Consider the following 14,989-nt stretch of genomic DNA (forward strand, 5'->3'; position numbering starts at 1 on the left):
CGGGGGTAGCGTGGCTTGTGTCACGCACGTTGACGCAGCCGGACCGAGGTTCGAGGGGGCAACCGTGACCACGACGCAGAACAGCCGACCCGCGCCGGACGGCGCCGGCCCCGACCAGCCCACCCCCGCCGAGGGCGGGACTCCGGCCGGCACCACCGGGCCGTTGCCGACCGAGGCGGGGCAGGTCTCCGAAAAGGAGGCCCGCCAGGTCGCCGAGGCCGCCCGCGAGTCCTCCTGGGACCGGCCCAGCTTCGGCAAGGAACTCTTCCTCGGCCGGTTCCGGCTCGACCTGATCAACCCCTGGCCCCGGTCGGATCCGGCGGACGACGCGCGCGCCGACGATTTCCTCGGCCGGTTCCGCGAATTCCTCACCGTCGACGTGGACGGCGCGGCGATCGAGCGCGACGCGTCCATTCCGGACGAGGTGTTCCACGGGATGGCCCGGCTGGGCGCGTTCGGAATGAAGATCGACCGGTCGTACGGCGGGCTGGGTCTGAGCAACCTGCACTACTGCCGGGCGCTGATGCTGGCCGGCTCGGTCAGCCCGGCGATCGGGGCACTGCTCTCGGCGCACCAGTCCATCGGGGTGCCGCAGCCGCTGAAGATGTTCGGCACCGCCGAGCAGAAGCAGCGCTTCCTGCCCCGGCTCGCCGCCGGCGAGGTCTCCGCGTTCCTGCTCACCGAGCCGGACGTCGGCTCCGACCCGGCCCGGCTGGCCACCACCGCCGAGCCGACCGAGGACGGCACCGGCTACCGGCTCAACGGCGTCAAGCTCTGGGCCACCAACGGCACGGTCGCCACCCTGCTCGTGGTGATGGCCCGGGTGCCGGCCGCCGAGGGGCGGCGGGGCGGCATCACCGCCTTCGTGGTCGAGGGCGACGCCGAGGGCATCACCATCGAACGGCGCAACGCCTTCCTCGGCCTGCGCGGCCTGGAGAACAGCGTCACCCGGTTCCACGACGTCTTCGTGCCGAAGGAGAACGTGATCGGCGGCGAGGGCAAGGGGCTGAAGATCGCCCTGAGCACGCTGAACACCGGGCGGCTGTCGCTACCGGCGATGTGCGTCGGCGCCGGCAAGTGGGCGCTGCACGTGGCCCGGGGCTGGGCCGCCGAGCGGGTGCAGTGGGGCCGGCCGGTCGGCGAGCACGAGGCGGTCGCCCAGAAGGTCGCCTTCATCGCCGCCACCACGTACGGCATGGAGACCATGCTCGACCTGTGCTGCCTGCTCGCCGACGACGACCGCAACGACATCCGGATCGAGGCGGCGCTGGTCAAGCTCTACGCCAGCGAGATGGCCTGGCGGATCGCCGACGAGCTGATCCAGATCCGGGGCGGCCGTGGCTACGAGACGGCCGAGTCGCTGGCCGCCCGGGGCGAGCGCCCGGCCGCCGTCGAGCAGCTGCTGCGCGACCTGCGGATCAACCGGATCTTCGAGGGCTCCACCGAGATCATGCACCTGCTGATCGCCCGGGAGGCGGTTGACGCGCACCTCTCTGTCGCCGGCGACATCATCGACCCCGACGCCGGGCTCGGCCGGAAGGCGCGGGCGGGTGCCCGGGCCGGCGCCTTCTACGCGAAGTGGCTGCCCACCCTCGCCGTCGGCAAGGGCCAGAGCCCCGGGGCGTACGCCGAGTTCGGGCCGCTCGCCCGGCACCTGCGGCAGGTGGAGCGCTACTCCCGCAAGCTGGCCCGCTCGACGTTCTACGCGATGTCCCGCTGGCAGGGCCGGATGGAACGCAAGCAGGCGTTCCTCGGCCGGGTGGTGGACATCGGCGCCGAGCTGTTCGCGATGTCCGCGGTCTGCGTGCGCGCTTACGCGGAGCGGGACAACCGGCCGGAGAACGTCGAACTGGCCGACCTGTTCTGCCGGCAGGCCCGGGTCCGGGTCGACGCGCTCTTCACCGCGCTCTGGGACAACACCGACTCGGTCGACGTCGCCGCGGCGAAGCGGATCCTCGACGGCCGCTACGCCGACCTGGAGTCCGGCGTGATCACCCCGGCCGACGACCTGCCGTGGGTGGCCCGCTGGTCACCCGGCCCGGCCACCGCGGCAGACGTCCGCCGCCGCGTCCCGCCGCCGCGATGACGCCCGCCCGCCGCCGTGTCCCGCCGCGATGACGCTCGGCACCCGACACCGCGCGCCCCGCGTCCAGTGCGCCATCCCGACCGGCACGGGTGTGCCCGGTCGGTCTCCGGCACCACACTGACCAACCGGATCACCGCCGCACTCGCAGCGTCGCGTTGGGTGGCGGGTGGCCGGTGGCCGCCTCTGGCGTGTCGCCGGTCCCGGGGGCAGAGGAGTGTTGAGCTTGATACCTCAGAGTCATATTGATGACTCTGAGGTATCAAGCTGGTTGTGATGATGCCCTCGGCGACCGGCGACCGGCGACCGGCGACCGGCGACCGGCGACCGGCGACCGGCGACCGGCGACCGGCGACCGGCGACCGGCTCAGCGGGCGATCGCCCAGGCCAGGATCGCCGCCAGGATCAGCCCGTTGAGCACGGCCAGCCCGAGGTACGCCGCGGGCGGGATCTTGCGGCCCTGGCGGACGAAGTTGACCAGGACGGCGGCGTAGCCGAGCAGCAGGACGGCGATGACGACCAGGAAGTAGAACACCCGACGACCTTAGCGGCCGCCCCGCAGGCCGAGTTGGCGCAGCTCCAGTGCGGCCAGCGCGTCGACCGTGTCGTCGTCGCCGCGCCGCCACGCCTCGGCCACGTCGGGCGCGATCCGGGTCAGCCGGCCCAGCGGCTGGGTGGCCAGCGCGCGCAGGGCCAGCAGGTCCCGGCCGGCGGGAGCGGCGGCCAGCTTCGCGGCTGACCCGGCGCGGCGCATCCAACGCACCCGCAGCGGCAGCCAGCCGAAGAGCACCAGGCCGAGCGGGAAGACCAGCACGGCGACGGCGAGGGCCAGGGCCAGCTGGTCGACCAGCTCCTGCTGGTCCCGGCCGGCCTCGGCCAGCGACCGGGCGGCATTGGCGGCCCGCTCGAACGGCGCGGTCAGCTCGTCGCCGACCAACGGCACCCGGCCGACCTTGCCGCCGGCCTCGGCCAGGTTGTCGGCCAGTCCGCCGCCGGCCCCCTCCAGCTTCTGCCCGGGTACGGCGAGCTTCTGCACCAGGTCGTGCAGCCAGAGCGCGCCGCGCACGGCGGCGTACACCCAGGCGACGACGAGCAGGTCGGTGATCAGCTGTCGGACGGCGACGGGGAAGCGATCAGCGTAGATCTTCACGCCGGACAGCGTGCCACGCCCGGCCCCCGGTGGCACCCCGCGGCGCGGCCCCTCGGTGGTCAGCCGGCGCAGGCCGGGCAGGTGCCGAAGATTTCCAGAGTGTGGCTGACGTCGGCGTAGCCGTGCTGGGCGGCCACCCGCTCGGCCCAGGTCTCCACCGCCGGGCCGGCCACCTCCACCGTCCGGCCGCAGGCCCGGCAGACCAGGTGGTGGTGGTGCCCCTCGCTGCACCGGCGGTAGAGGTGCTCGCCGCCGGGCGGGCGCATCACGTCGATCTCGCCCGCGTCGGCCAGCCCCTGAAGCGTCCGGTAGACCGTGGTCAGGCCGACCCGCTCGCCGCGCGCGCGCAGCATGGCGTGCAGGTCCTGCGCGCTGTGGAAGCCCTCGACCTCGGCCAGCAGGGCGCTCACGGCGGAGCGTTGGCGGGTGTTGCGAACCGCGGCGCTGCTGCTCATGACCCCTCCCCGGCGTGACTGACCGCGTCGGCCACGATGTGCGCGACGTGCTCGTCGACCAGCGTGTACGCGATCTCGCGCCCGCGCCGGGAGCCGCGCACCACGCCCGCGCCGCGCAGCACCCGCAGGTGCTGGGAGACCAGCGGCTGGGCGACGCCGAGCTTCTCGACCAGCTCGTGCACGCAGCGCTCGCCCCCGCCGAGCTCGCTGACGATGGCCAGCCGGATCGGCGCCGACAGGGCGCGCAGCAGCTCGCTCGCGCCCTCGTAGGCGTCGTAACCCGAACCGCTGCTCACCGGATAACGGTAACCAATCCCGCCGACACGGCGCTGAGCAGGCTCAGTGGAGCACCACCTCGTGCGGCTCGGGAGCCGGCGCGGCGGCCGGCATGCGCCGGCGGCGGAGCGCGCGCCAGGCCGCGCCCACCACGGCGACCACGGCGAAGGACGCGATCGCCAGCAGCACCACCGAGGCGCCGGGGGCGGTGTCGGCGGTGGCGGCCACCCAGACGCCCGCGCCGGCGGCGAACAGGCCGAGCGCCATCGCCGCCGTCATCGTGCTGCGGAAGCCCCGGGTGACCTGCTGCGCCGTGGCCACCGGCACCACCATCAGCGCGCTGATCAGCAGCACCCCGACCGCCCGCATGGCGATCGTCACGGTGACCGCGGTGGCGACCGCGATCAGCAGGTTGAGCGCCCGCACCGGCAGGCCGGAGACCCGGGCGTACTCCTCGTCGTGGCTGACCGCGAAGAGCGCCGGGCGCAGCGCCAGCATGGTGACCAGGATCGCCGCGCCCAGCACGGCGATGGTGGTCAGGTCGGCGGGGGAGATGGTGGTCAGCGACCCGAAGAGGTAGGCGTTGAGGTTGGCGCTGGTGCTGTCGGAGAGACCGACCAGCATCACGCCGCCGGCGATGCCGCCGTAGAAGAGCAGCGCCAGGGCCAGGTCGCCGGAGGTGCGGCCGCGGGCGCGCACCAGCTCGATGGTGATCGCGCCGAGGGTCGCCACGACCACCGCGACGAGCACCGGGGAGCGGTTGAGCAGCAGGCCGGCGCCGACGCCGGTCAGCGCCACGTGCCCGACCCCGTCGCCGATCAGGGCCAGCCGGCGCTGCACCAGGTAGATGCCGAGCGCCGGGGCGGCCAGGCCGATGACCAGCGCGCCGATCAGGGCCCGCTGCATGTAGGGGTACTGGAAGAGTTCCATCGGGTCAGCTGCTCCAGAGCCCGGCGGGCTCGTCGGGACCGTGCGGGTGCACGTGGTCGTGGTCGGGCTCGGCGTGGTGGCCGGCCGGTTCGGGCACCGCCCCGTCGTGGCAGATGCCGCCCTCGTGCACGACGACCGCGCGGCTGATCAACGGCCGCAGCGGCCCGAGCTCGTGCGCCACCAGCAGCACCGTCCCGCCGCCGGCGACGAAGTCGTGCAGCGCCTTGGCGAAGGCCTCCTGGCTCGCCGCGTCCACCCCGGCGGTGGGCTCGTCGAGCACCAGCAGTTCCGGCCCGCCGGCCAGCGCCCGGGCGATGAGGGTGCGCTGCTGCTGCCCGCCGGAGAGGGTGGCGACCGGGTCCCTGGCCCGGTCGGCGAGCCCGACCGCGGCCAGGGCCGCGTCGACGGCGGCCCGGTCGGCCGCGCCGGGCGGGCGCAGCACGCCGCGCCGGGCCAGCCGGCCGGAGGCCACCACCTCGCGCACCGTGGCCGGTACGCCGCCGCCGGCGCCGAGGCGCTGCGGGACGTACCCGATCCGCCGCCACTGCCGGAAGCGGCGCAGCGGGGTGCCGAAGAGGGTGACCGACCCGGCGCTGAGCGGGACCAGCCCAAGCGCGGCGCGGATCAGCGTGGACTTGCCGGAGCCGTTGGCGCCGAGCACGGCGACCACCTCGCCGGCGGTCACGGTCAGCGAGACGTCCCGCAGCACGGGGCGGCCGTCGTAGCCGACCACCCCGTGCGTGACGGAGATGACAGGTGCGGTCACGAGCAGCTCAACGCCGTCCGGAGGGTCTGCAGGTTGGTGCGCATCACCGAAAGGTAGTCCCCGCCGTTCTCGGCCGACAGGCCTTCCAGCGGGTCCAGCACCGCGGTCCTCGCGCCGACCTCGGCGGCGATGGTCTCGGCCACCTTCGGGCTGACCAGCGTCTCGAAGAAGATCGTCGTGGCCTTGTGGGAACGGGCCTCCTCGGCCACCTCGGCCAGCCGCTGGGGGGAGGGCTCGGTCTCCGGGCTCAGCCCGGTGAGGCCGATCTGCTCCAGCTGGTAGCGCTCGGCGAGGTAGCCGAAGGCGGTGTGGCTGACCACGATCTCCCGGCGCTGGCAGGTCTTCAGGCCCTGGGTGTACTCGGCGTCCAGCTTCTCCAGGTCGGTACGAAGCGTCGCGGCGCGGGCGGTGTAGTCCGCGGCCCGCTCGGGGTCGGCCTTGCCCAGCCGTGCGGCGAGCTGGTCGCCCACCGTGGCGAGCCGGGTCGGGTCGAGCCAGAGGTGCGGGTCCTTGCCGCCGGACTCCTCCTCGGCGTGCCCGGCCTCCTCGCCCTCGTGTTCGTGGTCGTGACCGCCGGCGGCGGCGTCGAGCAGCGGCTGCACGGTGGCGACGTCGAAGGCGCGGTCCGCGGCGTTCTGCTCGACGGCCTCGTCGACCGCCGGCTGGAAGCCCTTCAGGTAGACGACCAGCTCGGCACCGGCCACCTCGCCGACCTGGCCGGGGTTGAGTTCCAGGTCGTGCGGCTCGGTGCCCGGTTTGACCAGGTTGGTGACGGAGACCGCGTCCCCGCCTACCCGCTCGGCGACGAACTGCAGCGGATAGAAGGCGGCCACCACGTCGACCCGCTGCGGGTCGGCGCCGGCCGTGCCGTCGTCGGAGCAGGCGGCCAGGCCACCGAGGGCGAGCAGGGCGGCGGTGGCCGCGGCCAGGGCGCGCGGAGCGGTGCGGAAGTTCATGACATCAACTGTCCGCGCCAACGATAATGATTGTCAAAAACGCATGCTTGCATGTCAGAGCAGCTTCACCAGACCCGCGGTGACCAGCAGGGTGAGCGCCAGCAGCCGGATCACCCGGGTCTGCGGCGTCTGCACCGGCCAGGTGGTGACCAGCAGCGCGGCCACCGCCGCGGCCAGCAGCAGGGTGAGCAGCCCGCCCGGCACGCCCGGGGTGAAGAAGGCGACCAGCACCAGCACCAGGGTGACCAGGAACACCGCGGTCGGGTTCGCCCGGGCCAGCCGGCCCGGCAGGGAGCTCTGCGTACGCTGCATCCCACAGACTCTACGAGGAGGTGGCCGGTGCTGGTGACCAACCGGTTCGTGGTCGAGGTCGATGTCGCGGAGGCGTTCACCGAGCGGGCGCACGCGGCCCTCGCGGCGCTCGCCGCGCGTCCCGGCTACCTGCGCGGCCAGTTGGTCCGGGCGCTGGACGACCCGCGGCACTGGTGCCTGGTCACCGAGTGGGAGTCGGTGGGCACCTACCGGCGGGCGCTCGGCGGCTTCGACGTCAAGGTCACCGCCGTCCCGCTGCTCGCCGAGAGCCTCGACGAGCCGTCCGCGTACGAGGCGCTGGCCACCGCCGCGCCCGGCGGCGAGGTGGTGGTCGCGGCGAGCGATCGGGCCGCTGGTCCTTACCGCTGAGCCGGTGGGCACTACCCTGCTCCTATGACCGCCTCCGGACCGGCAGCCGCCTCGCCGTACCCCTCGCTGCCCGGCCAGGAGGGCGCCCAGCCGCCCGCGGTACCCCCGGCGGAGCACGGCGCCCCCGTGCCGCCGCCCGGCCCCGGGGTGGCCCCGCCGTTCGCGGCGCCGCCGACCGAGGGCCGGCGCACCCGGCTCTGGCTCGGCCTCGGCGCCGGGGCGCTGGCGGTGCTGATCTGCTGCGGCGGTGGCGGCGCGGCCGTGGTGGGGCTGGCGGTGAGTGGCGTGCAGGCGGTCGAGGAGCAGGGCCGCACCGTCTCCACCGACTACTACCAGGCGCTGGTCGAGCGGAAGTACGGCCAGGCCTACGACCAGCTCTGCGACGACGCCCAGCGGCGCGAGTCGCGGCGGGAGTTCGAGCGGCGGGTGGCCGCCGAGCCGCAGGTCGCCGCGTACCGGGTCGGCGAGGTCGACCCGAGCAACCTGACCGTGCCGGTCGACGTGACGTTCACCGGCGGCCGGCAGGAGCGCCAGCAGGTGGTCCTCGGGCAGGACCGGCAGACCGGCGGCCTGGAGGTGTGCGGGGTCAACTGACCCGCCCCGGTATTCTGCTGGGCTCGGGACCCTGCTGGCCGTACCGTTGTCCCGAACTGTTCGTTCCGTCCACATCACGTCCCCGCCGACCGCCAGCCGGCGTAGGAGGAAACATGCCAGCCGACCGTATCGACGCCGTCGTCAGCCTCGCCAAGCGCCGGGGCTTCGTCTTTCCCTCCAGCGAGATCTACGGGGGCACCCGGTCGGCGTGGGACTACGGTCCGCTCGGCGTCGAGCTCAAGGAGAACGTCCGCCGGCAGTGGTGGAAGACCATGGTCCAGCAGCGCGACGACGTGGTCGGCCTGGACTCCGCGGTGATCCTGGCCCGCGACGTCTGGGCCGCGTCCGGTCACCTGGACGCGTTCGTCGACCCGCTGACCGAGTGCCAGTTCTGCCACAAGCGCTACCGGGCCGACCACCTCGAGGAGGCGTACGCCGAGAAGCACGGCAAGCCGCTGGCTTCGCTGGCCGAGCTGAACTGCCCCAACTGCGGCAACAAGGGCACGTTCACCGAGCCGAAGATGTTCAACGGTCTGATGAAGACCTTCCTGGGCCCGGTGGAGAGCGACGAGGGGCTGCACTACCTGCGCCCGGAGACCGCCCAGGGCATCTTCGTCAACTACAAGAACGTCGAGACGGTGGCCCGCAAGAAGCCGCCGTTCGGCATCGCGCAGACCGGCAAGTCGTTCCGCAACGAGATCACCCCGGGCAACTTCATCTTCCGCACCCGCGAGTTCGAGCAGATGGAGATGGAGTTCTTCGTCGAGCCGGGCACCGACGAGCAGTGGCACGAGTACTGGCTCGCCGAGCGCTGGAACTGGTATCTCGACCTCGGCCTGTCGGAGGAGAACCTGCGCTTCTACGAGCACCCCAAGGAGAAGCTCTCCCACTACTCGAAGCGGACGGTGGACATCGAGTACCGCTTCCAGTTCGGCGGCACGGAGTTCGCCGAGCTGGAGGGCATCGCCAACCGCACCGACTTCGACCTCTCCACGCACAGCAAGCACTCCGGCGTCGACCTGTCCTACTTCGACCAGACGAAGCAGGAGCGCTGGGTGCCGTACGTCATCGAGCCGGCCGCCGGCCTCACCCGGGCGGTGCTGGCGTTCCTGCTGGAGGCGTACGACGAGGACGAGGCGCCGAACACCAAGGGCGGCGTGGACAAGCGCACCGTGATGCGGTTCGACCCGCGGCTGGCCCCGGTCAAGGTGGCGGTGCTGCCGCTGTCCCGCAACGAGGCCCTCTCGCCCAAGGCGAAGGACCTGGCCGCCACGCTGCGCAAGCGCTGGGTGGTGGAGTTCGACGACTCGCAGGCGATCGGCCGCCGCTACCGCCGGCAGGACGAGATCGGCACCCCGTTCTGCGTGACCGTCGACTTCGACACCCTCGACGACAACGCGGTGACCGTGCGGAACCGGGACACCATGGCCCAGGAGCGGATCCCGCTGGACCAGGTCGAGCGCTACCTGATCGAGCGCCTGCCCGGCTGCTGACCACGACCCGTCCGACGGCCCCGTCCCGATCCGGGGCGGGGCCGTCCGGCTTCGCCGACCGGTCGGTCGGCATTTCCGGGCGATGCGGACCAATGGGTTGACCGGCCACGGCCGGGGGCGACCCGGTGGTTGAGCAGGCGATGATCTCGTGCGAGCATTCCCGGCGTTGATTCTCGTCACGGGGGTGTGTGTATGACGCGCGCGTCGCAGGACCACGACCACGACCCGAACCGCCGGCGGCTGCTGCGCCGGGCGGCCACGGTCGCCGCCACCACGGCCGGCGCGAGCGTCGCCGCCGCGGTCGCCGTGCCGGGTGCGGCCCAGGCCGCTCCGGGCGACAACCTCATCGCCGGCGCGGCCAACGACGCCAGCCCGGCCACCACGACGCTCGTCGCCGGCCAGCCGGTCGAGGCGCTGAAGCTCCAGCACAGCAACGGCGCGCCGCTGCGCCTGGTGCCCGGCGAGAGCCTCTACCCGCAGGTGCTCGACTCCGAGGTGGGCACCCTCGCCGTCGACGACATGGGCGACCTCTTCGTCCGGGCGGGCACTGACAGCGTCGACAACGGCACCAACGGTTGGGCCTTCACCACCGAGTGGGCCACCACCTCGGTGGCCGTGCCGCCCACCCGGGTGCTCGACACCCGCAACCCGGACCTGCGCCGCCTGATCGTCTCGGGCGCGGACACGCTCGACTCCACCGGCCGGCTGACGCCCGGCAACCCGATCGTGCTCAGCCTGGACTCCTACGTCCGGGACGGCTACGCGATCAAGGCCAACGTCACCGTGGCGGGGATGACCGGCGGCGGCGTGCTGACCGTCTGGGGCGCCGGCACCCGGCCCGCCACGTCGACGTTGAACTGGTCGGCCGCCGGCACGATCCTGTCCAACTTCCTCTTCACCGAACTGGGCGTCAGCGGTGCCTTCCGCAGCGTCATCACGATCCAGGCGACCGCCTCGCCGACCCACGTGATCGTCGACCTGACCAGCCTGCTGGTCGGCCACCCGAGCCAGGTCCTGCTCGGCGGTGGGGCGTAGGTGGCGGGGATGCCACCGACGCCGGACCCGACCCGCCGCCAACCCGACCACCAATCCTGCAACGGGGGAACGAGATGACTTCGTCCGAACCCGAGCGTTCCGCGTCGCGGCGCTCCCTGCTGCGGCGGGCCGCCGTCACCGGCGGCGCGGCGGTCGCGGCTACCGCCGTGACCGCGGCCAACGCCTCGCCGGCCGCGGCCGCCCCTGGTGACCCGGCCGTCATCGGGCTGGAGAACACCGGCAGCGACGGCACCACCCTGACCGGCTCCGCGACCGGCGGTCAGGCGACGCTGGCCCTGAAGAACGCCACCGGCGCGCCGCTGCACCTCGCCCGGACGGCTGTCACCTCGCCCCAGGCGGGTGGCGTCTACTCCACCACCGCGGGGCTGGGCGTGGCCGGCAAGGCGGACGGTGCCGGCGCGGTGCCGCGCCACGAGGTGCACACCACCGCCAACTCCACGATGCTGGTGCCGATCCCGCCGACCCGGATCCTGGACACCCGCAGCGCCACCGGCCGGGCCCGGCTGATCGAGGGCGCCGGCTTGATCGACTCGCAGGGTCGCGCGCTCGCCGGCTCCTTCCTGGTCGTGCACCTCGACGGCATCGCGCTGTACGCCGACGGCATGCTCGGCAACATCACCGTGGCCAAGACCGAGAAGGGCGGCTTCGCCACCGTCTTCGGCTACGGCGACAGGCCGAACGCCTCCACGATCAACTGGTGGAGCGCCGGGCAGCTGCTCTCCAACGGCGTGATCACCCAGCTCGGCGCGTACGAGACGGTGAACGGCGACTACTACCCGGACGTGGTCGCGATCTACGTGCAGGCGACCACCGCGGTGATCCTCGACGTGACCGGGCTGCTGGTCTGGCACCCCGACTCGGCGGTCATCAACAACCCCAAGACGGCGGCCCGGACGGCGCTGGCCGCGGAATCCGACACCCCGCAGGTGCGGGTGCGCGAGCTGAAGGCCCGGGCCGAGCGCGGCGACCGGGAGGTGCGGACCGGTGCGTGACCACGGAACCGAGGAGAGCAGCAGCATGAGCGCCGACGAGACCCCGTCGACCACCCGGCGTCGGATCATTAAGGCCGGCGTCGTCGCGGGCGCCGGGGTCGGCGCGGCGGCCGTCGTGGCCACCCCGGCGAGCGCGGACCCGGGCGACCCCGTGATCCTCGGCGGCACGACCGCCGCCGGCGGCAGCGAGACCCTGCTGACGGGTGGTTCCTCGGCCAACCCGGCGCTGGCGCTGCGCGCGCCCGCCGGCAAGGCACCGCTGGTGCTGCAACCCACCAGCGACTCGAGCATCCCGACCGAGCTGCCCACCGGGTCGCTCGCCGTGACCGACGCGGGCGACCTGGTCATCGGCGGCCGGGGCAACACCAAGGCTTACGTGAACACCTCCCGGTGGGCGAACCGGACGGTGGCCATCCAGCCGCAGCGGATCCTGGACACCCGCGAGGTGCCGAAGTCCACCAAGTACGACACGTACATCGCCGGTGGGCGGGCCAACGTCGACAGCGGCGGCCGGCTGATGGCCAAGACCGCCATCCAGCTGTCGATCAGCGGGCTGTCCGGCGTCGGCCCGGGACGGGCCCAGGCGGCGTACATCAACATCACGGTGGCCGGGACGATCACGGGCGGCTTCCTGACCGCGTACAGCTCCTCGCTGGCGCTGCCGTCGACCTCCTCGCTGAACTGGTGGGGGCCGAACCAGATCCTCTCCAACCTGGTGGAGGTGCAGCTCGGCACGCACGGCAGCCGGGGCTACTCGTTCACGATCTACACCGCCAGCGCCACCGCGGTGATCGTGGACGTCTCCGGGCTGATCCTGGCCAACCCGGCCGGCTGACCGGCGGCGGTCGCCGCCGCGGTGCGAGTTCGCTCACCATCGCGGCGGCGACCGGCCTCCCCCGCCGGCCCGGCGCGGCCGGCGTGGGATTCTTGGGGACGTGACCAGTCCCGCCGTTCCCGCCCTCGGCCCGCTCACCCTCGGGCGGCACCAGGTGTGGCCGCCGGTGGTGCTCGCCCCGATGGCCGGCATCACCAATGTCGGCTTCCGTCAGCTCTGCCGGGAGCAGGGCGGCGGCATCTACGTCTGCGAGATGATCACCACTGTCGCGCTGGTGGAGCGGAACCCCAAGACGCTGCGGATGATCGCCTTCGGCCCCGGCGAGCGGCCGCGCAGCCTCCAGCTCTACGGCACCGATCCGGAGACCACCGCCGCCGCAGTGCGGATCGTGGTCGAGAAGGACCTCGCCGACCACATCGACCTGAACTTCGGCTGCCCGGTCCCGAAGGTCACCCGCAAGGGCGGGGGCGCCGCGCTGCCCTGGCGGCGCCGGCTCTTCGCCCGGCTGGTGCGGGCCGCGGTGGACGCCGCGTCGCCCGCCGGGGTGCCGGTCACGGTCAAGATGCGCAAGGGCATCGACGACGACCACCTGACGTACGTCGAGGCGGGGCTGGCCGCCCAGGACGCCGGCGTGGCCGCGGTGGCCCTGCACGGGCGTACGGCCGCGCAGCGCTACTCGGGCACCGCCGACTGGGACGCCATCGCCACCCTCAAGCAGGCGCTCGACGTGCCGGTGCTCGGCAACGGCGACATCTGGGAGGCCGACGACGCGCTGCGGATGGTGGCGCACACCGGCGTGGACGGGGTGGTGATCGGCCGCGGCTGCCTCGGCCGGCCGTGGCTCTTCGCCGACCTGGAGGCCGCGTTCGACGGCCGGCCGGAGCGGCGGCTGCCCACCCTCGGCGAGGTGGCCTGGACCATGCGCCGGCACGCCGATTTGCTGGTCGAGCAGTTCAGCGCCGGGTCGCGTACGCCGGGGCGGGGCGAGCGGGACGGCTGCACCGACTTCCGCAAGCACGTCGCCTGGTACCTCAAGGGCTTCCCGGTCGGCAGCGAGCTGCGCCGCGAGCTGGCGATGATCGACAGCTTGGCCCAGCTCGACGACCTGCTCGGCAAGCTGGACCCGGCCGAGCCGTTCCCGGTCGCCACGCTGGGTCAGCCGCGTGGCCGGACCAACTCGCCGGGCAAGGTCTTCCTGCCCGACGGCTGGCTGGCCAGCCGGGACGACGACACCGTCCCCGAGGGCGCCGAGCTGGAAGACTCCGGCGGCTGAGACGACGAAGGGCCGGCCCCCGGGTGGCGGTTTCTAGGGGTCGTCGCAACACTGGTCGTGTTGATCAGGCCGTGAGTAGTTTATGCAGGCGCTCGGCTGGGGGTTTCCCAGCCGAGCGTTTTGCGTGGGCGGCGGTTGAGTTGGTCGGCGACGGCGGCCAGGTGGTTGGGGTTGTGGGCGGACAGGTCGGTTCCTTTGGGGAAGTACTGTCGCAGCAGGCCGTTGGTGTTTTCGTTGGAGCCGCGTTGCCAGGGGCTGGCCGGATCGCAGAAGTAGACCGGGATGTCGGTGGCGAGGGTGAACTCGCCGTGTCGGGACATCTCGCTGCCCTGGTCCCAGGTCAGGGACCGCATCAGCTGGGCGGGCAGGGTCTGGACGGTGGATGTCAGGGCGTCGAGTACGGCTTCGGCCCCGTGGTCGCCCGGCAGGTGCAGCAGCATCACGTAGCGGGTTGCGCGTTCGACCAGGGTGCCTATCGCGGACTTCCCGTCCTTGCCGATGATCAGGTCGCCCTCCCAGTGGCCGGGGACGGCCCGGTCCGCGGCCTCAGCCGGGCGTTCACTGATCATGACCATCGGGGTGGTGAAGCGGGGCTGGCGACGATTGGCCTGCCGCTGGGGCCTGCGGCGGGCGCGACCGGAGCGCAGGGCGCCGGCGAGTTCGCGCCGCAGCTGGCCTCGGCCTTGGACGTAGAGCGCCTGGTAGACGGTCTCGTGGACCACGTGCATCTCCGGCCGGTCGGGGGAACTTCCGCCGTAGAGCGTGGCAGATCTGCTCCGGGCTCCACTTCTCGTCCAGCATCGCCTGGACGGCGTCGCGCAGCTCAGGGTTCTGGATGACCTTGCGGGGCTTGGGGCGGGGCCGCCGGGCATCGGCGCGAGCCTGAGCAGCGTGAGAGCGGTAGATCCCGCTTTCAGGGTGCCGGTTGCGCCTAACCTCGCGGCTGATCGTGGACGGGCTGCGGCCCAGTTCCGCGGCGATCGCGCGCACCGTGGCCTTCTCCCGCAGCCGGTCGGCGATGCGGATCCGCTCGTCCTCACGCAGATACCGGGACGGGCCGGAAGGCGGCACCACCATACGCATCGGTGGTACCGCCTTCTGGTTCCGCTCCCCGGAACGGCCGTTGCGCCACTTACGGCCCGTCCGGCAGTCGACGCCGACGATCCGGCACGCCTCGATGTTGCTGTAGCCCTGCTGCACGAGCCGGGAGTATGCCTCCCGCTCCCGTAACAACTTTCTGGGTCCCTGCGGCGTCCGGTCCTCCCGGATCTCGAAGTCCATCGCAAGCTGGGGTGTTGCAACGACTCCTAGAACCCAGGGGTGGGGCCGGCCCTTCGGCTCGGTCGGTCAGCAACCTCAGGAGGTGGCGTAACCGCGGGTGGCGATCCAGTCGGCCAGGTTGTCCACGCTCATCCGGTAGGAGGCGGTGTCCGGGTTGGCCGAGTCGGC

General features: G+C 72.9%; 16 protein-coding genes and 2 pseudogenes. 8 read left to right on the forward strand and 10 right to left on the reverse strand.

Annotation, left to right across the window (positions count from 1 at the left end):
• The first annotated feature begins 64 nt into the window (after nt 1-64).
• Complete coding sequence (locus ACVCAH_RS24290) at nt 65-2,086, forward strand: acyl-CoA dehydrogenase family protein (RefSeq protein WP_447138494.1); 2,022 nt, start codon at nt 65-67, stop codon at nt 2,084-2,086.
• A 364-nt stretch (nt 2,087-2,450) separates the two neighbouring features.
• Here ACVCAH_RS24290 and ACVCAH_RS24295 read toward each other — a convergent pair whose 3' ends face one another.
• The 8 genes from ACVCAH_RS24295 to ACVCAH_RS24330 are packed head-to-tail and all read right to left on the reverse strand — an operon-like array spanning nt 2,451 to nt 6,928.
• On the reverse strand, nt 2,451-2,618 hold the full coding sequence (locus ACVCAH_RS24295; protein ID WP_447138495.1) for a hypothetical protein: 168 nt from the start codon (nt 2,616-2,618) through the stop codon (nt 2,451-2,453).
• A 9-nt stretch (nt 2,619-2,627) separates the two neighbouring features.
• Nucleotides 2,628-3,233 carry a hypothetical protein gene (locus ACVCAH_RS24300; RefSeq protein ID WP_447138496.1) on the reverse strand — a complete coding sequence of 202 codons (606 nt, stop codon included), beginning with the start codon at nt 3,231-3,233 and terminating at the stop codon, nt 2,628-2,630.
• Nucleotides 3,234-3,292: 59 nt separating this feature from the next.
• Nucleotides 3,293-3,688: a Fur family transcriptional regulator gene (locus ACVCAH_RS24305; protein WP_447138497.1), complete on the reverse strand. Its 396-nt coding sequence runs from the start codon at nt 3,686-3,688 to the stop codon at nt 3,293-3,295.
• Entirely contained in the window at nt 3,685-3,984 is a 300-nt protein-coding gene (locus ACVCAH_RS24310; RefSeq protein ID WP_447138498.1) for an ArsR/SmtB family transcription factor, read from the reverse strand. The genes ACVCAH_RS24305 and ACVCAH_RS24310 overlap by 4 nt, the downstream gene beginning before the upstream one ends.
• A gap of 43 nt (nt 3,985-4,027) precedes the next feature.
• The gene (locus tag ACVCAH_RS24315) at nt 4,028-4,894 is read right to left on the reverse strand and encodes a metal ABC transporter permease (protein WP_447138499.1); all 867 of its coding nucleotides are present in this window, start codon (nt 4,892-4,894) and stop codon (nt 4,028-4,030) included.
• Between the two features lie 4 nt (nt 4,895-4,898).
• Nucleotides 4,899-5,660, reverse strand: coding sequence for a metal ABC transporter ATP-binding protein (locus ACVCAH_RS24320; protein WP_447138500.1), 762 nt, complete (start codon nt 5,658-5,660; stop codon nt 4,899-4,901).
• Nucleotides 5,657-6,616, reverse strand: coding sequence for a metal ABC transporter substrate-binding protein (locus ACVCAH_RS24325; RefSeq protein WP_447138501.1), 960 nt, complete (start codon nt 6,614-6,616; stop codon nt 5,657-5,659). Before ACVCAH_RS24325 ends, ACVCAH_RS24320 begins: the two co-directional genes overlap by 4 nt.
• A gap of 54 nt (nt 6,617-6,670) precedes the next feature.
• Entirely contained in the window at nt 6,671-6,928 is a 258-nt protein-coding gene (locus ACVCAH_RS24330) for a hypothetical protein (protein ID WP_447138502.1), read from the reverse strand.
• A gap of 27 nt (nt 6,929-6,955) precedes the next feature.
• Between ACVCAH_RS24330 and ACVCAH_RS24335 the strand changes: the two genes are divergently transcribed.
• The 7 genes from ACVCAH_RS24335 to dusB all read left to right on the forward strand — a co-directional run bounded on the left by ACVCAH_RS24335 (nt 6,956) and on the right by dusB (nt 13,540).
• Complete coding sequence (locus tag ACVCAH_RS24335) at nt 6,956-7,297, forward strand: antibiotic biosynthesis monooxygenase family protein (RefSeq protein ID WP_109899743.1); 342 nt, start codon at nt 6,956-6,958, stop codon at nt 7,295-7,297.
• A gap of 24 nt (nt 7,298-7,321) precedes the next feature.
• A complete protein-coding gene (locus tag ACVCAH_RS24340) occupies nt 7,322-7,891 on the forward strand; it encodes an Rv0361 family membrane protein (RefSeq protein WP_447138503.1) in 570 nt (189 codons plus the stop codon).
• Between the two features lie 113 nt (nt 7,892-8,004).
• A complete protein-coding gene (locus ACVCAH_RS24345) occupies nt 8,005-9,384 on the forward strand; it encodes a glycine--tRNA ligase (protein ID WP_447138504.1) in 1,380 nt (459 codons plus the stop codon).
• A 192-nt stretch (nt 9,385-9,576) separates the two neighbouring features.
• A complete protein-coding gene (locus ACVCAH_RS24350) occupies nt 9,577-10,419 on the forward strand; it encodes a hypothetical protein (RefSeq protein ID WP_447138505.1) in 843 nt (280 codons plus the stop codon).
• Between the two features lie 74 nt (nt 10,420-10,493).
• A complete protein-coding gene (locus ACVCAH_RS24355) occupies nt 10,494-11,432 on the forward strand; it encodes a hypothetical protein (protein ID WP_447138506.1) in 939 nt (312 codons plus the stop codon).
• The gene (locus tag ACVCAH_RS24360) at nt 11,425-12,267 is read left to right on the forward strand and encodes a hypothetical protein (protein ID WP_447138507.1); all 843 of its coding nucleotides are present in this window, start codon (nt 11,425-11,427) and stop codon (nt 12,265-12,267) included. Before ACVCAH_RS24355 ends, ACVCAH_RS24360 begins: the two co-directional genes overlap by 8 nt.
• A gap of 100 nt (nt 12,268-12,367) precedes the next feature.
• Nucleotides 12,368-13,540 carry a tRNA dihydrouridine synthase DusB gene (gene dusB, locus ACVCAH_RS24365; protein ID WP_447138508.1) on the forward strand — a complete coding sequence of 391 codons (1,173 nt, stop codon included), beginning with the start codon at nt 12,368-12,370 and terminating at the stop codon, nt 13,538-13,540.
• Between the two features lie 64 nt (nt 13,541-13,604).
• Here the strand turns inward: dusB and ACVCAH_RS24370 are convergent.
• Both ACVCAH_RS24370 and ACVCAH_RS24375 read right to left on the reverse strand, forming a co-directional pair.
• A pseudogene (locus ACVCAH_RS24370) lies at nt 13,605-14,821 on the reverse strand (IS30 family transposase).
• A gap of 75 nt (nt 14,822-14,896) precedes the next feature.
• Nucleotides 14,897-14,989, reverse strand: a pseudogene (locus ACVCAH_RS24375) (C39 family peptidase); the annotation flags it as partial.

The organism is Micromonospora sp. LZ34 (assembly GCF_052981855.1).